Raw genomic sequence first — 21,256 nt, 5'->3', positions numbered from 1 at the left:
CTTACCCGCGAAACGCATCCTTCGCCGCGCGATAGCCCGCCAACTGCTCGACCGACGTCGCCCGCAGGAACGGATTCGTCGCGCGCTCCAGCCCCATCGTCGTCGGCACGGTCGGCTCACCCTTCGCGCGCGCCGCGTCCACCTCGGCCATCCGCGCGACGGTATCGGCATTGTCCGGCTCGGCGACCAGCGCATAGCGGCCGTTGCTCTGCGTATATTCGTGCCCGCAGAACACCTCGGTCTCGTCCGACAGCATCGCATATCGCTGCATGTTCGCGAACATGTCGGCGGGCGTGCCCTCGAACAACCGGCCACACCCCATTGCGAACAGCGTGTCGCCGGTGAAGATCGCCGAATCGGCGGCGAAATGGAACGCGATATGCCCCTGCGTATGCCCCGGCACCGTCATCACGGTCGCCGCATGCGCGCCGATCCGCACGACATCGCCTTCGCCGACCTGCTCGTCGAGAGTCGGGATCTTGTCCGCCTCTGCCGCCGGGCCGACGATCGTCGCGCCATACGCCTTCATCTCGGCGTTGCCGCCGGTGTGATCGGGATGCCAGTGCGTCGTCCACACCCGGTCGATCCGCCAGTCGCGCATCTTGGCGGCGGCGATCACCGGCCCCGCCTCGCCCGGATCGACCACCACCGTCTCACCCGAGACGGTGTCGTGAATCAGCCAGGCATAATTGTCGGAAAGGACGGGGACGCGGACGATATCAAGCATCAGCCTCTTACCACTTGCCAGTGTTCGGCATCGACGCCCAGGGCTCGGCCGGATCGAGCGCACCGTCGGCCTGCAACAGCTCGATCGAGATGTTGTCGGGGGTCCGCACGAAGGCCATGTGCCCGTCGCGCGGCGGCCGATTGATCGTCACGCCGGCATCGTGAAGCCGCTGGCAGGTGTCGTAGATATTGTCGACGCGGTAGGCGAGATGCCCGAAATTGCGACCCTCGCCATACTCTTCGGGATCCCAATTGTGCGTCAGCTCGACCTCGGCGCCCTCGTCGCCGGGGACCGACAGGAAGATCAGCGTGAAGCGGCCCTTCTCGTTTTCCATCCGGCGGACCTCCTTCAGCCCGAGTAGCTCGAAGAACGCGATCGTCTTGGCCGGATCGGTCACGCGGATCATCGTGTGGAGGTATTTCATGCTTGCTCCGAGGGTTGTTCGGAACGGGAGATAGGCACTGGGAGGGGGTGGTGAAAGGGCGCGACGTCAGCGTCCGACCGGAACGCCGGCATTGGGCGGGTCGGCACGCGGTGCGCTGCCGCCCGCGTCGAACTGCCGCAGCGCGGTCACCGCGCTCCGTCCCACCGAGGTCTCGGGCGCCAGCCGCGCCGCCTGTCCCCACGCCGCGCGCGCGCCAGCCTCGTCGCCTGCCAGCGCCGCGATATTGCCCGCCTCGAGCTGCACCGACGCGTCGTCCGCCGCGCGCTTCAACGCCTCGCCGATATCCGTCTTGGCACGCGCGGGATTGCCCTCGCGCCGCGCCAGCGTCGCCGACAACAGCCACGCGAGCGGATCGTCCGCGGCATTGGTCAGCGCCAGATCGATATCGGTCCGCGCCGATTCGAGATCGCCCGTCGCGACCAGCGCGCGCGCATGGTCGAGCTGCGCCTCGCCCAGCGGCAGACCGGTGAGCGTCCCCGCGGTCAGCGCCGAATCGAGCGCCGCGCGCGCCTTGGCAGGCTGTGCCGCAGCCAGCCATGCATTCCCCGCCTGCGCCCAGTAGGTCGCGGCGCGTATATCCTTGGCGAGTTGTGCCGCACGCGCGGCCTCCTCGAACTCGCCCGCGGCGGAGGGCCAACTCTTCTCCGCCGCGAACGCCAGCCCGGCGCATCCCCGCGCGAGAAAACGCCCGCCGGCGATCCGCCAGCGTCCCGCCTCGGCGCGCGCCGCCGCCGGATCGCTCTCGGCAAGCGCGACGCAGCGTTGCAACCGGTCGGTCCGGATGTCGAGCGGGCCCGCCATCGCCTTGGGCGATGCTGCGTTCGGCTTTATTGACGCCACGTTGGGCTTGGGCGTGGCGGCCGCGGGGCCAGCCTGCGCCAGCGACAGAAGCAGCAATGGCAGGATCATAAAGCGGCGATCACATCCTCGACCGCCCGGATGATGAGGGAAATGTCGCTGTCGCGCGACAGGCGGTGGTCGCCGTCCTTGACCAGCCATGTCTGCACATCGGCTGAACGCAACAGCTCGGCCAGCCGCGCGGTGCGGTGCCACGGCACGTCGGGATCGCGCTGCCCCTGGACCAGCCGGACCGGGCCGTCGATCGCGATCTCGCCGAACATCAGCCGGTTCGCCTCGCCCGACGACCAGAAGGCGCGGGTATAGACGGTCGGCTCGGGACCGTACGGGTTCTTGCGCTCGAGCCGCCCGTTGGTCAGCAACGCCATCTTCTCGTCGGTGGTGAAGCCCCAGTCGGTAAAGTCGGGCGCGGGCGCGATCCCGACCAGCCCCTTGACCAGATCGGGGCGCAGCTTCGCCACGAGCAGCATCAGCCACCCGCCCATCGACGACCCGACGATCACCGCGCTGTCCTCGACCAGCGCGTCGAGCATCGCCAGCGCGTCGTCGCGCCAATCGGCCAGCGTCTGCTCCTCGAACGCGCCTTCGCTCTGTCCGCACCCGCCATAATCGAACCGCAGGAACGCGCGCCCCTCGGACTTCGCCCACGCCTCAAGAGTCACCGCCTTGGTCCCGGCCATGTCGGACGCGTAGCCCGACAGGAACACGATCGTCGGCGCGGTGCCCGGCGTGTGATGATAGGCGAGGCGCGGGCGCTCCCTGGCGGGCGGCGTATCAGCAGACGGCGTATCAGCAGACGGCGTGTCGGCAGAGTGCGGGGCGGCGGGCGGCGTGGTCGTATCGGTCATCCCGCAGCTTTAGACCGTCTTCGAGGGGCTGGTGAAGATGTCTTCGATCGCCAGCCCGAACAGTTCGGCGATCTTGAACGCCAGCGGCAGCGACGGATCGTAACGCCCCGTCTCGATCGCGTTGACGCTCTGCCGCGACACGTCGAGCCGCTCGGCCAGGTCGCCCTGGCTCCAGTCGCGCTCGGCGCGCAGCACCTTGAGACGGTTTTTCATGCGCCGCGACGCATCGTGGCGATGTTATAGCCCCAGCCGACCCACAGACCGGCAAACCACAATACCGCCGCGTAATAGGCGGCGATGTGCGGCACCAGCCCGAAGCCTTCGAGAAATCCCCATGCGGTCATCACGCTCAGCATGAACCCGCTGGCGACCAGCGACTGGCGGATCATCAGCATCCGCAGATATTCGTCGGTTTCCTCGACGATATAGCGGCCGAGCACGAGGAAGATGCCGATCAGCGGCAGCGCAGGCAGCAGCGCGGCGACATAGGCGATCGGCCCGTGCAGCGCGCCACGCCGGAATAGATAAATCGTGGCGAACAGCAGCGCTACGTAGACGAGACTGAGCACGATGACGCGCCGGTTATACCGGCGAATGGCAGGGTTCGTGAGCATGGAAAGCGTCCTTTCGAATCGGTAAAGGAAACTTGTCATTGTCACCGCGCAGAGTCAATGAAGCTTTACACGTCATCACACACGTCATCACAATCCTCCCCCTGGCGGGGGACGATCGCAGAAGCGTTCCAGGCGTGACTTTATCGTAACCTTTGGAAGCCCGCGGGCTTCCCGGCAATCGTCAGATGATGAACTCGACCGTCTTCATCTGCACCTGGTCCGCCGCGACCGCGCCGCGCTTCTCGACCATCTGCCGGTGCAGTTCGGCGACCGTCTCGCTCCCGCGCGTCTTGCACAGTGCCGGCACGAAGGCATGGACCAGCGCGCCGAGGCCGCCCTTGATCATCGTGATACCGAAGCGTCCGGCGACGCCGAAATGCTCGGCATAGCTTTCGCCGACGGTGGCGGGGTGATCGAGGAACAGGCGGCGGAACATCGGCAGTCTCCTGCTCTCCGCTATATCAGCGCGCGGCCAGGGCGTCGACCATCCCCGCCGCCAAGACGCTCAGCGTGTCGTCGCGCGCGCCCATCACGACGATCCGGTCGCCGGGGCGGGCTTCGGCGACCAGCGCGGCGGCGGCCTCGGCGCGGTCGGCGATGTGCCGCGCGTCGCGACCGCCCGCGACGATCTGCCCGACGATATCCGCACTGGTGACCGCGCGATCGACGGTGCCACCGTAATAGGCCGGGTCGGGGAGGACCAGCACGTCCTCCTCCGCCATCCGGTCGACGAACGTCGCGACGAGTTCGCGACCCATCACCTTCAGCGGGCCATAACCATGCGGCTGGAACAGCAGGAGCAGTCGCCCGGGAAACGCGTGAAGCGTGTCGAGCGTGGCGGCGATCTTGTCCGGGTTGTGCCCGAAATCGTCGATCACCGCGACGCCGGCCGCATCTCCGACGCGATCGAAGCGACGACGCAGGCCCGTGAACCCCGCGATCGCCTTGACCGCGTCGCCCAGCGACACGTCCGCCGCCATCGCCGCGCCGATCGCGGCCAGCGCGTTCGACACGTTGTGCCGGCCCGGAACGGCCAGCCTGACGGGCGTCCGCACGCCGCGCGACACGAGATCGAAGCGGATCGCGAACGGCTCGGGCTTCAGGTTTTCCGCCCGCAGATCGGCGGACGCATCGATCGCAAACGTCGTCACCTGACCGCGCGGCAGCCGCGCGGCGAGTGCCGCGGCGTCGGGATCGTTCGCATTGACCACCGCCGTCTCGGCCACGGCGATGAAGTTGCCGAACAGCAGGCGGAGTTCGTCGAGCGACTTGTGATCGAGGCTGACATTGTTGAGCACCGCGATCTTCGGCGCATAGCCCGCGATCGATCCGTCGCTTTCGTCGACTTCGCTCACGAACACCTCGCCCGCGCCGACCAGCGCGCTCGCGAACGGTGCGTCGGGGGTCGCGAAGTTCTTCATCACCGCGCCGTTCATCACCGTCGGATCGCGCCCGACGGCATGCAGGATCCAGCCGATCATCCCGGTCACGGTCGACTTGCCGCTCGTCCCCGCGACCCCGATCGGCAGCCGGCTGTCGTTGAACAGCGACGCAAGCATCGACGCCCGCGTCGCGCGCTCGCAGCCCAGAGCGTCGGCGGCGATCATGTCGGGCACGCTCGCCTCGATCGCGGCGGAGGCGATCACCAACTGGTCCGCCGAGGCGATCCCGCTGCCGTCCTGCGGGAACAGCGCGACGCCCTTGGCGGCAAGGTCGTCGAACTTGGCGGGGACGCGCCCCTGGTCGAGGTTGCGGTCCGATCCCGCGACGGTCGCGCCGCGGCCCGCGAGGATCATCGCGAGCGGCATCATGCCCGAGCCACCGATGCCGACGAAGAAACAAGATTTGCTGATATCCATCGGCCCGCGATATGGGCGGTTCGGTAACGGGGCAAGGTCGGGAACACGAACAATGCGCATCGGTGTCCTCGCCGCGTCGAGCCGGACCAATCCCGCGGCGATTGCCAAGATCACCGCGTATGCGGCGACCGCCTTCCCGGAGGTCGAGCTCGTCTTCCATCCGCAATGCCTGGAGACCGACGGCCATTTCGCGGGCTCCGACTTTCGCCGTGCCGCCGCATTTCTCGAATACGCCAACGACCCGGCGTTCGACGCGCTCTGGTTCCTGCGCGGCGGCTATGGCGCGAACCGCATCCTCGCGATGGTGATGCCCGAACTCGGCCGCGCGGCGCGGCACAAGACGTATCTCGGCTATTCCGACGTTGGGTTCCTGCTCGGGGCGCTTTATGCGCGCAGGATCGGGCGGCCGGTGCACGGGCCGATGGTCAGCGACATCAACCGCCACGATGGTGAAGCGACGGTCGCGCGGTCGCTTGGCTGGATGGTGCACGGCGATCGGGCAGGATTGGAGCCGGGGCTGGAGGGGCGGCCGTCGGCGGCGTTCAACCTGAGCATCCTGACCTCGCTGATCGGGACGCCGTGGCTGCCCGACCTCACCGATCACGTGCTGATCGTCGAGGAGGTGTCCGAGCCGATGTACGCGATCGACCGCATGCTGTTCAAAGTCGCCAACGCCACGCAGTTGAAGGGCATTGCGGGGCTGCGGCTGGGGGCGGTGACGGCGGTGCAGGAGAATGATCCGCCCTGGGGCGAGACGCTCGACTATATGATGATCCGCTGGTCGCGCGACATGGGCGTACCGTATCTCGGGCGCGCGGAGATCGGGCACACGCAGGCGAACCGGGTGGTGCCGTTCGGTGTGGTCTGAGCGGTAGAACGGCGCGCGCGATAAGAACCAGCACCTCCCCGGCGGAGGCCGGGGCCCAAGTGGAAAGGTCGGCGTAATGAAGCGTGATCCGCCGTTAGCACCGTTTCCCAATTGGACCCCGGCCTCCGCCGGGGAGGTATCTCTTCCTGAAGATGCGCTTTATCGCACCGCCGTCGGATCGATCAGCTGCATCCCGCCAAACCGCACCTTGGGCTGCCCCGGCAAGGTATAGCTCGCCGCCACCTGATCCACCGCCCAGGCGCGCAGATTCGCGACCACCTCGATCCGCTGCTGCCGATCCCGCTCGCGCATGAACACGACCAGATCGTTGCGTCGGTTGCAGTCGCGCGCGTCCGCCGTCGCGCATGGCGAATAGAGGATCGCCAGCGCCACGATTTTCCCGGCGGGATCGAGCACCGCCGCGCCCTTTTCCGGGCAGCTATGCGCGCGACACGCGGTGAAGCGATAGAGACTTCCGATCCGCGTCGGTTCGTCGGGTGGTCCGTGCAAGACCTCGATCTGCTGATCCGCGACGTCGCCATTCGCGTACAGGTACGACGCCTTGCGCGTGCCGATGAACCGCCGGACCGCGGCGGTGAACGCCGGCGCCATGATCAGCTGGTTCGTATCGCGACACGCCGCAAGTCGGGTTGGCGCGCATCGTGGTGCAGGCGCAGCGGCGGCGGACAACATCAGCAAAGCACCCAGCATTCCTGTCTCCCAAACGTTGCCGCCATGCTGCACCGGTCCGTCATGTCCGTCTAGAGTAGCCCTCTTCGCGGATCGCCTTATATACGCACGGCGCGATGCGCGCTCGTACGCACCAATCCCGAGAGAAAGTCTCCCATGTCTGCAATGTTCCGAATCACGCTTCCCGACGGTTCCGTCCGCGAGGTTGCGCCCGGGACTACCCCCGCAGACGTCGCCGCAGCGATCGGGCCGGGGCTCGCCAAGGCCGCGCTCGCCGCGCGGATCGACGGGCAGGTCCGCGATCTCAGCCGGCCGTTCGAGGGTGATACGCAGCTCGCGCTCGTCACTGCACGCGACGAGGCGGAGGCGCTCGAACTCGTCCGGCACGATCTCGCGCACGTAATGGCCGAAGCCGTCCAGCACCTGTTCCCCGGTACGCAGATCACCTTCGGGCCGGCGACCGATGACGGCTTCTATTACGACTTCGCGCCGAAGGACCGGCCGTTCACCGACGAGGACCTGCCAGCGATCGAGGCGGAGATGCGGGCGATCATCGCCCGCAACGAGCCGTTCCTGCGCGAGGTGTGGAGCCGCCAGCAGCTGATCGACCGCTGGACCGCGCAGGGCGAGACGTTCAAGGCCGAATGGGCCGCCGAGCTTCCCGAGGGCGAGGAGCTGACGATCTATCGCCAGGGCGAGTGGCTCGACATGTGCCGGGGGCCGCACATGGTCTCGACGGGCAAGCTCGACCCTGCCGCGTTCAAGCTGACGCGCGTGTCGGGGGCTTACTGGCGCGGCGATCAGAAGAACGCGATGCTCAGCCGGATCTACGGCACCGGCTGGCTCAACAAGAAGCAGCTCGACCAGCATCTCTTCCGGCTCGAGGAAGCCGCCAAGCGCGATCATCGGAAAATCGGCGCGGAAATGGACCTGTTCCATCTCCAGTCCGAGGCGCAGGGGTCGGTGTTCTGGCATCCCAAGGGCTTCGTGCTCTGGCGCCAGATGGAGGCGTATATGCGCCGCCGCCTCGATGCGGCCGACTATGCCGAGGTGAAGACCCCGCAGCTGATGGACGCCAAGCAGTGGGAGCAGTCCGGCCACTGGGGCAAGTACCGCGAGAACATGTTCGTGGTGCCCGACGAGATCCCGAACGTTGAGGACGAGGGCGCGGTCCTGTCGGGCGAGGGTGACCTGATGGCGCTGAAACCGATGAACTGCCCGGCGCACGTCCTGATCTTCAAGCAGGGGATCAAGTCGTATCGCGACCTGCCGATCCGGATGGCGGAGTTCGGCTGCTGCCACCGCAACGAGCCGCATGGCGCGCTGCACGGCATCATGCGCGTCCGCCAGTTCACGCAGGACGACGCGCATATCTTCGTCCGCGAGGACCAGCTGGTCGAGGAAGTCCGGAAATTCTGCGAGCTGCTCGACAGCGTCTACAAGGATCTGGGCTTCGAGGAGTATGCGGTGAAGCTCGCGCTGCGCCCCGAAAAGCGGTTCGGCGAGGATGCGATGTGGGACAAGGCCGAAGCGGAGCTGCGCGAGGCGGTGATGCAGTCAGGCCTGAGCGACACGATCAAGGCGAACTTCGAGGAACTGCCGGGTGAGGGCGCCTTCTATGCACCCAAGCTCGAATTCCACCTGACCGATGCGATCGGGCGGACGTGGCAGGTCGGCACGATCCAGTCGGACCGCGTGCTGCCCGAGCGACTCGACGCGTCGTACGTGGGTGCGGACGGCGAGCGGCACCGGCCGGTGATGCTCCACCGCGCGATCCTGGGCACGTTCGAGCGGTTCATCGGCATATTGATCGAGCATCATGCCGGGCGCTTCCCGCTGTGGCTGGCACCGGTGCAGGTGGTGGTCGCGACGATCGTGTCCGATGCCGACGACTATGCGCATCAGGTCGCTGCGACCTTGCGCAAGGCCGGGCTCCGCGTCGAGACCGATCTGCGCAACGAGAAGATCAACTACAAGGTGCGCGAGCATTCGCTGGCCAAGGTGCCGCTGCTGTTCGTGGTGGGCAAGCGCGAGGCGGACGAAGGCACGGTGGCGATCCGTCGGCTCGGCAGCCAGGGGCAGGAGATGATGAGTCTCGACGATGCAGCGGCACGGGTTGCGGTGGAGGCTCGCGCTCCCGATATGTGAGTCCGTAACGGGCCGGCTATTCGCGAGTGCGAATTTGCGCTATATGCCGGCCCAAATACTTTGTCAGAAACAACAGGAGCAACCCCCATACGTCCTCCCACGATGCGCCGGCCGATGCAGACGCCCGCAATGAACGGCCCGCGATTCAACGAATTCATCCAGAGCCAGAAGGTCCGCGTGATCGATCACGAGGGCGAGAATCTGGGCGTGATGTACACGCGCGAAGCGATCGAGCAGGCAGCCGAGCATGGCCTCGACCTGGTCGAGGTGTCGCCTAACGCCGATCCGCCCGTCGCCAAGTTCCTCGATGTCGGCAAGTTCAAGTACGAGGCGCAGAAGAAGGCGAACCTCGCACGCAAGTCGCAGAAGACGCAGGAGATCAAGGAGATCAAGATGCGTCCGAACATCGACGACCATGACTACGACACGAAGATGAAGAAGGTGAACGACTTCATCGGCGAGGGCGACAAGGTCAAGATCACGCTGCGCTTCCGCGGCCGTGAGCTCAGCCATGGCCAGCTCGGCATGAACCTGTTGAAGCGCGTCCAGGACGACGTCGCGGAGATCGCCAAGATCGAGGCATATCCGCGCATGGAAGGCCGTCAGATGCTGATGGTACTCGCGCCGAAATAACCCCGGCGGCGCTGGTATCAGCGCATGCAGGTCTGGAAGGCCGGTTCGACAGGGGTCGGGCCGGCCTTTGTCATGTCCGCGGCGGTCGCGGTCGGGGTCGGGTCTGCAACGGTCGGACTGCACGGTTCAACCGCGCGGGATCTAAGATTTTTTCCAACGGTGGCGGAAGCGGGGGGTAGCGCCTAGATTCCCCTGCAATGTCCTCTCCCAATTCTCCCGATCGATTCAACGAAGACAAATCCACGTTCGCGGTGCGCGGCGGTGGTGAAGCACCCGACCTTGCGGCGGGCGTCGCAGCAATCCGCAACGTGCTCGACACGCTGCCGGTCCGTCCCGGCGTCTATCGCATGCAGGATGCGCGCGGCGACGTGCTCTACGTCGGCAAGGCGCGCGCGTTGCGGAATCGAGTCGCCAACTATGTCCAGGTCGAGCGGCTGACCAAGCGCCTCCAGCGGATGGTGTCGCAGACGCGGTCGATGACGATCGTCACGACCAACAACGAGGCCGAGGCGCTGCTGCTCGAATCGCAGCTCATCAAGCGCTATCGGCCCGCCTACAACGTGCTGTTGCGCGACGATAAGAGCTTCCCGTTCATCCTGCTGCGCGACGATCACGATTTCCCGCGCGTCCAGAAGCATCGCGGCGCCAGGCGCGCGAAGGGCAATTACTACGGCCCGTTCGCCAGCGCAGGGTCGGTCAACAACACGCTCAACGCGCTCCAGAAGCTGTTCCTGCTGCGATCGTGCACTGACAGCTTCTTCAAGACGCGCGACCGGCCGTGCCTGCTCTACCAGATCAAGCGCTGCTCCGCGCCGTGCGTCGGCCGGATCGACGAGGCCGCGTACAAGGAGCTGGTCGAGGACGCGAAGAGCTTCCTCGCGGGCAAGTCGACCGGCGTGCAGGCCAAGCTCGGCGCGCAGATGCAGGCCGCCGCCGAGAATATGGACTTCGAGCTCGCCGCGCTGCTGCGCGACCGGTTGAAGGCGCTGACGTTCATCCAGGGCACGCAGGCGATCAATGCCGAGGGCGTGGGCGACGCCGACATCTTCGCGATGGCGTGCAAGGACGGGCTGATCGGCATCCAGGCGTTCTTCATCCGCGGCGGCCAGAATTGGGGGCATCGCAGCTTCTTCCCGCAGCACACCAACGACGTGCCCGAGGACGAGGTGCTCACCAGCTTCCTCGGCCAGTTCTACGAGGACGTGCCGCCCGCGAGGCAGATCCTGCTCGACCGCGAACTCCCTGAAGCAGCGCTGCTCGTCGAGGCGCTGGGCGAGCGCGCGGGCTACAAGGTCGCGCTCCAGGTCCCGCAGCGCGGCGATCGCCGTCGCCTGATGGATCAGGCCAAGCGCAACGCGATCGAGGCGATCGAGCGTCGCCAGGCCGAATCGACCACGCAGGCGAAGCTCCTGCGCGAGGTCGCCGACCTGTTCGACCTCGCCGAGCCGCCGCAGCGGATCGAGATCTACGACAACAGCCATATCCAGGGCACCGCCGCGACCGGCGCGATGGTCGTCGCGGGGCCCGAGGGCTTCCGCAAGGGCCAGTATCGAAAGTTCAACATCAAGGACAAGGACACTATCCCGGGCGACGATTTCGGGATGATGCGCGAGGTCTTTACCCGCCGCTTCGCGCGCGCGCAGGCCGAGGATCCCGATCGCGATTCGGGCGAATGGCCGGACCTGGTGCTGATCGACGGCGGCAAGGGGCAGCTGAACACGGTCAAGGCCGCGCTCGAAGAGATCGGCGTCGAGGACGTGTGCCTCGTCGGGATCGCCAAGGGGCCGCAGCATGGCCGCGACGGGCGCGAGGTGTTCCACATGCTCGACGGCCGCGAATTCCAGCTGCCGGTCAACGCGCCGGTGCTGTTCTACCTCCAGCGGCTGCGCGACGAGGTCCACCGGTTCGCAATCGGCGTCCACCGCGACAAGCGCAGCAAGGCGATCGGCGCGAGCCCGCTCGACGAGGTCCCCGGCATCGGCCCCGCGCGGAAAAAGGCGTTGCTGATGCATTTCGGCACCGGCCGCGCGGTGCGCAATGCGAGCCTGCAGGATCTGCAACAGGCGCCGGGCGTCTCGGCGGGCGTCGCGCAACAGGTGTATGACTTCTATCATTCGCGGTAGCGTCTGGACCGTCCAGCGCACGGCCCTGTGATGCGTCGTCTGCGGGGGATGCCCTCGCCGCGACGGGAAGGGTAAGGACGATCATGCACCTCCGCGCAGCCGCCATCGTCGTCGCCGTCCGTCAGCATGGCGAGCATGGCGCGATCGTGCGGGCGCTGACGAGGAACGACGGCGTCCAGCCCGGCTATGTCCGCGGCGGGCGGTCGCGGGCGATGCGGCCGGTGTTGCTGCAGGCGAACGTCATCCAGGGCGAATGGCGGGCGCGCACCGGCGAACAGCTCGCCTCGCTCACCGCCGAGCTGATCCACAGTCGCGCGCAGATGCACGGCGAGCCGCTCGCCGCGGGGGCGCTCGAATGGGCGACCGCGCTGACCGCGGCGGCGCTGCCCGAAGCACAGCCCTATCCGCAGATCCACGACGCGCTCGACGGCGTGCTCGGCGCGATCGAGGCGGCGCCGTCGGCGCGTGGCTGGGCGGCGGCGCTGGTGCGGTACGAATTGCTGATGCTCGCGGAACTCGGCTTCGGCCTCGACCTCGACCGGTGCGTCGCGAGCGGCATCGCGGACGATCTCGGTTTCGTCAGCCCCAAGAGCGGCGCCGCGGTCTCGCGCGCGGCCGCGTTCGGCTATGAGGCCAAGCTGCTCAGATTGCCCAGCTTCCTCATGGTCGGCGGCGAGGCGGACTGGCCCGACATCTTCGATGGGCTGCGATTGACCGGCCATTTCCTCGCGCGCGACATCCTCGTCGACCGGCGCGCCGACCCGTTGGCGGCACGCGATCGGCTGGTCGATCGGCTCAAAAGGGCGGTTGCGTGAGTGCGCACCGCCCGGCAAGGGCCGCGCAGGAGGAACGCACATGCCCTTGATCGCGATACTGGCCGGCGACGGCATCGGACCCGAAGTCACCGCGGAAGCGCGCCGGGTGCTCGATGCGCTCGGCCTCGACCTGACCTATGAAGAGGGTCTCGTCGGCGGCGCCGCGTACAAGGCCGCGGGTCATCCGCTGCCGCCCGAGACGCTCGACCTCGCGCGGCGTGCCGACGCCATCCTGTTCGGCGCGGTCGGCGATCCCGACTGCGATGCGCTCGAACGCCAGTTCCGCCCCGAGCAAGCGATCCTCGGCCTGCGCAAGGACCTTGGGCTGTTTGCGAACCTGCGCCCCGCCAAGCTGTTCGCCGGGCTCGAGGATGCGTCCGCGCTGCGGCCCGAGATCGCCCGGTCGATCGACATGGTCATCGTCCGCGAACTGACCGGCGACGTGTATTTCGGCGCGAAGGGTATCCGCACCACCGCCGACGGTCTGCGCGAAGGCCATGACGAGATGCGCTACGACGAAACCGAGATCGCGCGCATCGCGCGCGTCGGCTTCGAGACCGCCCGCACGCGCAAGGGCAAGCTGTTGTCGGTCGACAAGGCCAATGTGCTCGAGACCTCGCAGCTGTGGCGCGACGTCGTGATCGAGGTGTCGGCCGACTATCCCGATGTCGAACTCAGCCACATGTATGTCGACAACGCGGCAATGCAGATGGTCCGCAACCCGGGCCAGTTCGACGTGATCGTCACCGGCAACCTGTTCGGCGACATCCTGTCGGACGAGGCGTCGATGTGTGCGGGTTCGATCGGGATGCTGCCGTCGGCTGCGCTCAACGACTCGAACAAGGGCATGTACGAACCGATCCACGGCAGCGCGCCCGACATCGCCGGGCAGGGCAAGGCCAATCCGTGCGCCGCGATCCTGTCCGCGGCGATGATGCTGCGCCATTCGCTCGACCTGCCCGACGCCGCCGACCGGATCGAGGCTGCGGTCGCGGCGGCGATTCTCGGCGGTGCGCGCACACCCGACCTCGGTGGCACGCTGACGACGTCCGCGATGGGCGATGCGGTGCTGGCCACGCTCGGTTGACGCCCGACCTGCTCGAACTCGCGGTCGTCATCCCGACGTTCAATGAAAAGGCCAATGTCCCGACGCTGATCGCCAAGCTCGACCAAGCGCTGGCCGGGCGCAACTGGGAGGCGATCTTCGTCGACGACGACAGTCCCGACGGCACCGCCGACGCCGCGCGCGCGATCGCCCGGCTCGACACGCGCGTCCGCGTGATCCAGCGGATCGGCCGGCGCGGGCTGTCCTCGGCGTGTATCGAGGGGATGTGCGCGACCGCGGCGCCGGTCGTCGCGGTGATCGACGGCGATCTGCAGCATGACGAGACGCTGCTGCCGGCGATGCTCGACCGGCTCAAGGATGGCGAGACCGACGTGGTGATCGGCTCGCGCTTCGTCAGTGGCGGCGGCACCGGCGAGTGGGACAGCGACCGGGTCGCCAAGTCGGCGCTCGCCACCCGCATGTCGCGCCGCGTGCTGAAATGCGATCTCAACGATCCGATGAGCGGGTTCTTCATGATCCGCACCGATATCGTCCGCCGCCTCGCCCCCGCGCTGTCGGCGATCGGCTTCAAGATCCTGCTCGACCTGCTCACCGCGTCGCCGACGCCGCTCCGCTTCGTGGAGGTCCCCTACACCTTCCGCTGCCGCACCGAGGGCGAGAGCAAGCTCGATCACGTCGTCGCGATGGAATATCTGATCGCGATCTACGACCGGATGTTCGGGCGCGTCGTGCCCGTGCGGTTCGCGATGTTCTCCGCGATCGGGGTGCTCGGCGTCGGCGTGCATATGGGCGTGCTCACTGCCTCCTATCTCGGGCTCGGCATCCCGTTCCTGCCCGCGGAGATCCTCGCGACGTTCGCCGCGCTGACGCTCAATTTCTTCCTCAACAACGCGCTCACCTATCGCGACCGCCGCCTGAAGGGCTGGCGGCAGATGCTCGACGGCTGGGTGTCGTTCGCGCTGATCTGCGCGGTGGGGGCCGTCGCCAACGTCGGCGTCGCGGCGTTCCTCCACGATTTCCGCAACGGCGCGTGGGCGGCGTCGGCGCTGGTCGGCGTGCTGGTCGGCGCGGTGTGGAACTACGCGCTGTCGTCCAAATTCACCTGGGGGCGGTACTAGCGACGTCTCCATAGTCCCCCTGGCGGGGGAGGATGGAGACGGCACGGTGCATCTCCGCCGCCCGACAAGACCGCAAGGCTTGTCATCGCGGCTCCCCAGCGGCAAAGCGGCGGGCATGAAGCGCAAGACCGGCCAGGATCGTTCGATCACCCAGAATTGGCGTCCCGCGACGCGCGCCATCCGCGGCGGCACCGCCCGCAGCGAATATGGCGAGACGTCGGAGGCGTTGTTCCTCACCTCGGGCTATTGCTACGACAAGGCGGGCGACGCCGCGGCGCGCTTTGCCGGCGAGCAGGAGGGGATGACCTATTCCCGCCTGCAGAACCCGACCGTGCAGATGCTCGAGGAGCGGATCGCGCTGCTGGAAGGCGCCGAGGCGTGCCGGACGATGGCGACGGGCATGGCGGCGATGACCGCGGCGTTGCTATGCCAGCTCCAGACCGGCGACCATCTGGTGGGCGGCCGCGCGGCGTTCGGCTCGTGCCGCTGGCTGACCGACACGCTGCTGCCGAAGTTCGGGATCGCGACGACGATCGTCGATGCGCGCGATCCGCAGGCGTTCCTCGACGCGGTCCGCCCCGAGACCAAGGTGTTCTTCTTCGAGACGCCCGCCAACCCGACGATGGACATCGCCGACCTCAAGGCGATCTGCGACATCGCGCGCGAACGCGGCATCACCACCGTGGTCGACAATGCGTTCGCGACGCCGGCGCTCCAGCGGCCGATGGAGTTCGGCGCCGACGTCACCGCCTATAGCGCGACCAAGATGATGGACGGGCAGGGCCGCGTGCTCGCCGGCGCGGTCTGCGGGACCGAGGATTTCATTACCAACACGCTGCTGCCCTTCACGCGCAACACCGGCCCGACGCTGTCGCCGTTCAACGCATGGGTGGTGCTCAAGGGGCTCGAGACGCTCGACCTGCGCATCCACCGCCAGTCCGAGAACGCGATGAAGGTCGGGCAATTCCTCGAAGGCCGGGTGCCGCGCGTGCTGCACCCCTTCCTGCCGAGCCACCCGCAGCACGAGCTCGCGATGCGCCAGATGGATGCGTGCGGCCCGATCTTCGCGTTCGAGGTCGAGGGGCGCGAGCAGGCGCACGCATTGCTCGACGGGCTCGAACTGGTCGATATCTCGAACAACATCGGCGATTCGCGCTCGCTGATGACGCATCCGGCCTCGACCACGCATGCGAGCGTCTCGCCCGACAAGCAGGCCGAGATGGGCGTGACCGAAGGGCTGCTGCGAATCAACGTCGGGCTCGAGGACGCGCAGGACGTGATCGACGATCTTGACCAGGCCCTGAGCAAGGCCGGCCTGTGAAGGCGCTGTTCCCCAACGCGGCGACGACCGATGGGGTAACGGTCCGCGTGTCGGTCAGCTATCTGCCCGAACAGTCCGAGCCCGATCGCGGCCGCTGGTTCTGGGCGTATCATATCCGGCTCGAGAACGGGGGCGACGAGAGCGTCCAGCTGCTCACCCGCCACTGGGTTATCACCGACGGCCGTGGCGCACGTCACTCGGTCGAGGGCGAGGGCGTGGTCGGCGAGCAGCCGGTGATCGAGCCGGGGGCGAGCTTCGATTACGTCTCGGGCTGCCCGCTCGCGACGCCGTCGGGCGCGATGCAGGGCACGTACCGGATGGTCCGCGAGGACGGCGCGATCTTCGACGTCGAAATCCCCCGCTTCGCGCTCCTCGCACCCGCGGTGCTGCATTGAGAAGTCCGCGATGAAGCGCACGCATCTCCCGCTCAACGGCCTGCGCGTGCTCGACGCGGCGGCGCGGCATTTGTCCTTCACGCGCGCCGCGGACGAGCTGGCGGTGACGCCGGCCGCGGTCGGCCAGCAGATCCGTGCGCTCGAGGATACGCTCGGCGTCGTCCTGTTCCGCCGCACCACGCGCGGGCTTGAACTCACCCCCGAGGCGGAGGCGGGGCTGGGCGCGCTGCGCGGCGGCTTCCTCCAGTTCGAGGAAGCCGTGCGCGCGATGCAGGCTGGCCAGTCGTCCAAGTCACTGACGATCGCCGCGCCGCGCGACCTGACCGAAAAATGGCTGATGCCGCGGCTCGCGCAGATCGCCGAGGCCGATCCCGAACTCCGCTTCGTGCTGATCACCGCGGACGAGAATGTCGACTTCACCGAAGCCAATCTCGATCTCGCGATCCGCTGGGGCGATGGCCCGGGCGAGCATGAGGGCGAGGCGCTCGAGTCCGAAGGCATGGTGACGATCGCCGCGCCCGGCATGGACGGCGACTCGGCGATCGCGTGGTCTGGTGAGGAGGGCGTGGCACTGGTCCGCGTTACCGACGCCGGGCTCGCGATCGATGCGGCGGCGGCGGGGCTGGGGCGTGCGACCGTCCCCGAATTGCTGGCGCGGCGCGATCTGGCGCAGGCCCGCGTGCGGCTGATCGGCGAGTCGCAGCCGTCCAAGGGCGGATATTGGCTGGTCGCCCCGTTGCCGCAATGGCGCCAAAAGAAGGTCCGCGCGCTCGTCGACGCGCTCACCGCGTGAGGCAGCCCGGGCGCAGACCGCGGCGTGCCGGCGTTTCGCCGGTGCTGAAGACCCGCCGGCTCCGGTTGCGCCCGCTCGTCGAGGGGGATGCGACGGCGTTGCATCCGATGCTCGCCGATGCGGACTTGATGGCCTATTCCGCCGACGGCCCGCTCGACAGCGTCGACGATGTCCGCAGCTATCTCGCCGAGGAGGCCGCGCCGGGCAACCAGCGCACCTGGGCGATCACACGCACCGGCGACGACCGCGCGATCGGCTGGGTCTCGGGCAGCGAGGCCGACGGGGCCGGGGTAACCGAGATCGGTTTCATCCTCGCGCGTGAGGCGTGGGGACGGGGGATTGCGCGCGAGGCGGTGTCGGCGGTGATCGACCGGCTGTTCGCCGAGGGGCGCAAACGCGTGTTCGCCGACGCCGATACCGAGAATACCGCGTCGATCCTGTTGCTCGAGCGCCTGGGATTTCGCCGCGAGCGACTATTGCGCGACGAATGGGAAACGCATCTCGGCCTGCGCGACAGCCTGATCTACGGTCTGTGCGCGGACAGCTGGCAGGCCGCCGGGCGCGCCTAGGCCGTTTCTCCCACCCCGGCGGAGGCCGGGGCCCAACTGGAAAGGTCGGCGTAACGAAGCGCCGCCCTTAGTTAGCGACGGTCCCCAATTGGGCCCCGGCCTTCGCCGGGGGGGGCTCCAGCTCCACAGGCCCCACTGCCGTTCTCCCGCGAACGCGGGAGTCCAGGTTGCGGGCGATGGCGTTTGGTATCCTGGGCCCCCGCCTTCGCGGGGGAACCGTGGTGCGATGAAGCTATTTACCGCGCCGCCAGCAACGCCAGCGCCCGCCCCATCAGCCCCGCGAACCGGACCTCGCTCACCGCGTCATCTGCGCGGTGCCAGTTACCGGTCGCGGCGTACCAGCGTCCGTCCTTGGCCTGGACGAGGTAGTTCAACGTCTGCACCCCAGGCTCGCCGCCGCCCTTGAACCCGACATAGCCGAACCGCTTGGCGATCGCCGGATCCACCCCCGCGTTGATCGACATTATCGCCCGGGTCGTAGCATCCGCCCCGCGCAACCGATCGAGCAGCCCCGCCATCGCCGCGGGGCTGGCAAACCATTCGACGCTGTCGATCGCCACCGGCTTGCCGGCGAACACGGTCGGGTCGAGCGTGGCCGTCGCGATCGTCGCCGCCGTCTCGGCCAGCAGCGACCGGCGCGCATCGACCGAGCCTGCCGCCCAGGCCCTGGTCAGCGCGGCATCGCCCTTCACCGCGAACATCTCGCGCGTCGTCATCACCGGCACGCTGCCGCCGGCCAATGCGGCCATCGCATCGACCTTTGCGCGTCCGAGCGTCGCCAGCAGCGTATCCGTCGCGGTATTGTCGCTGATCGAGACCATCAGCGTCGCCAGCGTCTGCACCGTCACCGGCGATCCCGCCGGCCAGGTCTGCAACACACCCGAGGGGAGCGACGGCGCGCCGACCGTCACGACGTCCGCCCAGTGCCGCTCGCCCGCCGCCACCTGTCGCGCCAACTCCGCCAGCACCCACAGCTTGAACGCCGACCCGAGCGGCGCGACGACGTCGGCACGATAGTCGAGAATCGGCACGGGTTTGCCCTGACCCAGCGCATACAGCCCGAACCCGCTGGCCCCCGGCAGCGCGCGAAACTCGGCTTCAAGCTTGGCCATGCTGTCGTCGCGCGGCGCCGTGCCGGTAATCAGCAGCCCGGTCGCGGCATGCGGCGGGGCGGGATCGATCACCAGGCGGACGCTCGCCGTGCCGCGCGCATACCTGACGGTCAGGTCGGCCGACCATGCCGAGGTCGCGGTGAAGGCGTCGATCCTTTGCGGCGCGCCGATCGCCGCCTTCAACTGCGCGGCGATCGCCGACAGCTGCGCCGCCGGCACCTTGTCGCGGAAGCTCGCGGCGAAATAGGTTCTGTACGCCCCGCGACCGTCCAGTATCGCCACGAGTGCGTCCGCCCTGGCGCGCAACGCCGGGTCTGGCTGAACCCCCTGCGCGCCGACTCCGACGGGCAACAGCGCCATCAGGATCGCGAGCAGCCGGAGCGCCAGCCTGCGCATCAGTTCTTCAGCTTCCACCCGCTCTTGAGCAGTCGGTAGCAGAGCGTCGCGAGCACCACGTCGATCACCAGGATCACGATCCCGCCGATCATCACCGGCGAATCGGCGATCCCCAGGAACCCGTAGCGAAAGCCCGAGATGATGTAGAAAAACGGGTTGGCATGGCTGAACGCGCGGAAGGCGGGCGCGAGCTTGTCGACCGAATAGAAGGTGCCCGACAACAGCGAGAGCGGCGCGATCACGAAGTTGGTGACCGCGGCGGCATGATCGAACTTGTCCGCCCAGATCGACGTCAGCACGCCCAGCAATGCCAGGAATACCGCGCCGAGCAACCCGAACCAGATGATCGCGAGCGGTGCATGCGGCGTCACGTGCACGCCGGGATACAGCGCCATCGCAGCCCACACCACGACCCCGACGATGACCGCGCGCGTCACCGCGCCGCCGACCAGCGCGGCGAGCAACTCACCCGTCGACAGCGGCGGCTGGAGATAGTCGACGATCGTCCCCTGCATCTTGCCGACCAGCAGCGAGAAGCTCGCATTGGCGAATGCCGGCCCCATCATCCCTTGCGCGATGATCAGCCCGGGGGCGATGAAATCGGCGAACGCGACGATCTGGCCATCGACCGGAACCGGGCTTTTCGCGCCGGTCGCGATGGTGAACACGATCAGAAACAGCAGCGTCGTGATCGCCGGCGCCCACACCGTCTGAAGCTGCACCTTGAAGAACCGGCGCACCTCCTTGATATAGAGGGTGCGCAGTCCCTCCCAGTTCACGCTCTTGATGACGGGAACGCCGGGGGCGGAGTGCACCGCCGAATGGATTTCACCGATTGGGGGCTGGCTGCTCATAGGCATTGCGGGTAATCGCTGCCGCCGCCGCCCGCAACCGCTTAACACTGGCCGGCTGACGCTGACTAAGGAACGAATATGTCCTGGACCGACGAGCGCATCGAGACGCTCAAGACGATGTGGGAGGCGGGGCAGACCGCCAGCCAGATCGCCGAAGCCTTGGGTGGCGTCAGCCGCAATGCCGTGATCGGCAAGGCGCATCGCCTCGAGCTGCAGGCGCGCCCGTCGCCGGTGAAGCCGAACGATCCCGAAGCGAAGGCGGCGGCGGCTGCTGCAGGGGCAGGGGCTTCGGCCCCGGTTGCGGCGGACGCGGCCGAGCCGGTATTCGTCACGCCCGAGCCTGCGCCCGTCGCGCCGCCGGTGGCGGCACCGCCCAGCGCGGCGGCCAAGCCTGCTGCGCCGGTCGCGCCCGAGCCGGTCGCTGAAGAGCCCGAGGACGCTGAGGACGAGAACGGCGACGAGGACGGGGACGAGAACGGGGACGAGGACGAGGTCGCTCCGGTGGCACCGGCCGCTCGCGCGCCACAGCCGATCCTGCGCTCGGTCGGCCCCGGCGGCTTCCTCCGCCAGGCCCCCGGCGAACAGCAGCCGCCGAGCACGCCCGCGCCGCCGCGCCGTCTGGTGCCCGCCAAGCCGTCCGCCGAGATGGCGAACAAGACGAGCCTGCTCGAGCTGAACGATCGGATCTGCAAATGGCCGCTCGGCCATCCTGGCGAGCCCGACTTTCATTTCTGCGGCAAGGCGGTGAACCCCGGCTTCCCCTATTGCGTCGACCATTGCGGCCATGCCTATCAGGCGCAGCTGCCGCGGCGCGATCGCCGTCCGACTCCGCCGCTCCCGTTTGGCGGTCCTCGGCCTCGATAAGCCTGCTTCGATGCGGGCGGGCCGCAAACCTCATCCGTCATCCTGACTTGGGTCAGGATGACGGAGTGGGTGGTACATCGATCGTGACATAGAAGAGGCCGCTTCCTCAGCTGGGGAAGCGGCCTCTTCTGTATTAGCTA

At 67.8% G+C, this 21,256-nt stretch carries 23 protein-coding genes; 12 read left to right on the top strand and 11 right to left on the bottom strand.

Annotated features, from left to right (window positions below; translation table 11 throughout):
• Nucleotide 1 precedes the first annotated feature (1 nt).
• The 8 genes from gloB to ASF00_RS15090 all read right to left on the bottom strand — a co-directional run bounded on the left by gloB (nt 2) and on the right by ASF00_RS15090 (nt 5,351).
• Nucleotides 2-727, bottom strand: a complete 726-nt coding sequence (gene gloB / locus ASF00_RS15125) for a hydroxyacylglutathione hydrolase (protein WP_055881117.1) — start codon at nt 725-727, stop codon at nt 2-4.
• 7 nt (nt 728-734) lie between these two features.
• Nucleotides 735-1,151, bottom strand: a complete 417-nt coding sequence (locus ASF00_RS15120) for a VOC family protein (RefSeq protein ID WP_055881114.1) — start codon at nt 1,149-1,151, stop codon at nt 735-737.
• Between the two features lie 66 nt (nt 1,152-1,217).
• The gene (locus ASF00_RS15115; RefSeq protein WP_156348392.1) at nt 1,218-2,081 is read right to left on the bottom strand and encodes a hypothetical protein; all 864 of its coding nucleotides are present in this window, start codon (nt 2,079-2,081) and stop codon (nt 1,218-1,220) included.
• Nucleotides 2,078-2,878: an alpha/beta hydrolase family protein gene (locus ASF00_RS15110; protein WP_082463485.1), complete on the bottom strand. Its 801-nt coding sequence runs from the start codon at nt 2,876-2,878 to the stop codon at nt 2,078-2,080. The genes ASF00_RS15115 and ASF00_RS15110 overlap by 4 nt, the downstream gene beginning before the upstream one ends.
• A 9-nt stretch (nt 2,879-2,887) precedes the next feature.
• Nucleotides 2,888-3,091: a helix-turn-helix transcriptional regulator gene (locus ASF00_RS15105; protein WP_055881111.1), complete on the bottom strand. Its 204-nt coding sequence runs from the start codon at nt 3,089-3,091 to the stop codon at nt 2,888-2,890.
• Nucleotides 3,088-3,492 (bottom strand): hypothetical protein, encoded by a 405-nt coding sequence (locus ASF00_RS15100; RefSeq protein ID WP_055881108.1) that lies wholly within the window; start codon nt 3,490-3,492, stop codon nt 3,088-3,090. Before ASF00_RS15100 ends, ASF00_RS15105 begins: the two co-directional genes overlap by 4 nt.
• A gap of 181 nt (nt 3,493-3,673) precedes the next feature.
• Complete coding sequence (locus ASF00_RS15095) at nt 3,674-3,928, bottom strand: DUF6356 family protein (protein ID WP_055881104.1); 255 nt, start codon at nt 3,926-3,928, stop codon at nt 3,674-3,676.
• Nucleotides 3,929-3,953: 25 nt separating this feature from the next.
• Nucleotides 3,954-5,351: a glutamate ligase domain-containing protein gene (locus ASF00_RS15090; RefSeq protein ID WP_055881101.1), complete on the bottom strand. Its 1,398-nt coding sequence runs from the start codon at nt 5,349-5,351 to the stop codon at nt 3,954-3,956.
• 52 nt (nt 5,352-5,403) lie between these two features.
• On the opposite strand from ASF00_RS15090, the gene ASF00_RS15085 reads away from it, so the two are divergent.
• Nucleotides 5,404-6,219: an LD-carboxypeptidase gene (locus tag ASF00_RS15085; protein WP_055881098.1), complete on the top strand. Its 816-nt coding sequence runs from the start codon at nt 5,404-5,406 to the stop codon at nt 6,217-6,219.
• A gap of 159 nt (nt 6,220-6,378) precedes the next feature.
• Here the strand turns inward: ASF00_RS15085 and ASF00_RS15080 are convergent, their stop codons facing one another.
• Nucleotides 6,379-6,930 carry a hypothetical protein gene (locus ASF00_RS15080; RefSeq protein WP_156348391.1) on the bottom strand — a complete coding sequence of 184 codons (552 nt, stop codon included), beginning with the start codon at nt 6,928-6,930 and terminating at the stop codon, nt 6,379-6,381.
• A gap of 135 nt (nt 6,931-7,065) precedes the next feature.
• Here ASF00_RS15080 and thrS point away from each other — a divergent pair, with 135 nt between their 5' ends.
• The 10 genes from thrS (at nt 7,066) to ASF00_RS15030 (ending at nt 17,890) form a co-directional block, all read left to right on the top strand.
• On the top strand, nt 7,066-9,057 hold the full coding sequence (gene thrS / locus ASF00_RS15075; RefSeq protein ID WP_055881091.1) for a threonine--tRNA ligase: 1,992 nt from the start codon (nt 7,066-7,068) through the stop codon (nt 9,055-9,057).
• Between the two features lie 102 nt (nt 9,058-9,159).
• A complete protein-coding gene (gene infC / locus ASF00_RS15070; protein WP_031396176.1) occupies nt 9,160-9,690 on the top strand; it encodes a translation initiation factor IF-3 in 531 nt (176 codons plus the stop codon).
• A 197-nt stretch (nt 9,691-9,887) separates the two neighbouring features.
• Complete coding sequence (gene uvrC, locus ASF00_RS15065) at nt 9,888-11,813, top strand: excinuclease ABC subunit UvrC (RefSeq protein ID WP_055881087.1); 1,926 nt, start codon at nt 9,888-9,890, stop codon at nt 11,811-11,813.
• Nucleotides 11,814-11,896: 83 nt separating this feature from the next.
• Nucleotides 11,897-12,628 carry a DNA repair protein RecO gene (recO, locus tag ASF00_RS15060; protein ID WP_055881083.1) on the top strand — a complete coding sequence of 244 codons (732 nt, stop codon included), beginning with the start codon at nt 11,897-11,899 and terminating at the stop codon, nt 12,626-12,628.
• A 40-nt stretch (nt 12,629-12,668) separates the two neighbouring features.
• Nucleotides 12,669-13,715: a 3-isopropylmalate dehydrogenase gene (gene leuB / locus ASF00_RS15055; RefSeq protein WP_055881081.1), complete on the top strand. Its 1,047-nt coding sequence runs from the start codon at nt 12,669-12,671 to the stop codon at nt 13,713-13,715.
• Nucleotides 13,712-14,812: a glycosyltransferase family 2 protein gene (locus ASF00_RS15050; protein ID WP_055881077.1), complete on the top strand. Its 1,101-nt coding sequence runs from the start codon at nt 13,712-13,714 to the stop codon at nt 14,810-14,812. Before leuB ends, ASF00_RS15050 begins: the two co-directional genes overlap by 4 nt.
• A 115-nt stretch (nt 14,813-14,927) precedes the next feature.
• On the top strand, nt 14,928-16,133 hold the full coding sequence (locus ASF00_RS15045; protein ID WP_055881074.1) for a trans-sulfuration enzyme family protein: 1,206 nt from the start codon (nt 14,928-14,930) through the stop codon (nt 16,131-16,133).
• Nucleotides 16,130-16,528 (top strand): Co2+/Mg2+ efflux protein ApaG, encoded by a 399-nt coding sequence (gene apaG, locus ASF00_RS15040; protein WP_055881070.1) that lies wholly within the window; start codon nt 16,130-16,132, stop codon nt 16,526-16,528. The genes ASF00_RS15045 and apaG overlap by 4 nt, the downstream gene beginning before the upstream one ends.
• A 10-nt stretch (nt 16,529-16,538) precedes the next feature.
• Nucleotides 16,539-17,321, top strand: a complete 783-nt coding sequence (locus ASF00_RS15035) for a LysR family transcriptional regulator (RefSeq protein WP_055881064.1) — start codon at nt 16,539-16,541, stop codon at nt 17,319-17,321.
• A 41-nt stretch (nt 17,322-17,362) separates the two neighbouring features.
• Entirely contained in the window at nt 17,363-17,890 is a 528-nt protein-coding gene (locus ASF00_RS15030) for a GNAT family N-acetyltransferase (RefSeq protein ID WP_235525899.1), read from the top strand.
• Nucleotides 17,891-18,126: 236 nt separating this feature from the next.
• Here the strand turns inward: ASF00_RS15030 and ASF00_RS15025 are convergent, their stop codons facing one another.
• On the bottom strand, nt 18,127-19,416 hold the full coding sequence (locus ASF00_RS15025) for a serine hydrolase (RefSeq protein WP_235525897.1): 1,290 nt from the start codon (nt 19,414-19,416) through the stop codon (nt 18,127-18,129).
• Entirely contained in the window at nt 19,398-20,252 is an 855-nt protein-coding gene (locus ASF00_RS15020) for an ABC transporter permease (protein WP_055881054.1), read from the bottom strand. Before ASF00_RS15020 ends, ASF00_RS15025 begins: the two co-directional genes overlap by 19 nt.
• Nucleotides 20,253-20,330: 78 nt before the next feature.
• Here ASF00_RS15020 and ASF00_RS15015 point away from each other — a divergent pair, with 78 nt between their 5' ends.
• On the top strand, nt 20,331-21,116 hold the full coding sequence (locus tag ASF00_RS15015; protein WP_055881051.1) for a GcrA family cell cycle regulator: 786 nt from the start codon (nt 20,331-20,333) through the stop codon (nt 21,114-21,116).
• Nucleotides 21,117-21,256: the final 140 nt, after the last annotated feature.

The organism is Sphingomonas sp. Leaf34, assembly GCF_001421805.1.
Lineage (GTDB): Bacteria > Pseudomonadota > Alphaproteobacteria > Sphingomonadales > Sphingomonadaceae > Sphingomonas.
The sequence above is the reverse complement of the archived record's forward strand: the minus strand, read 5'-3'. Positions and strand labels throughout refer to the sequence as shown.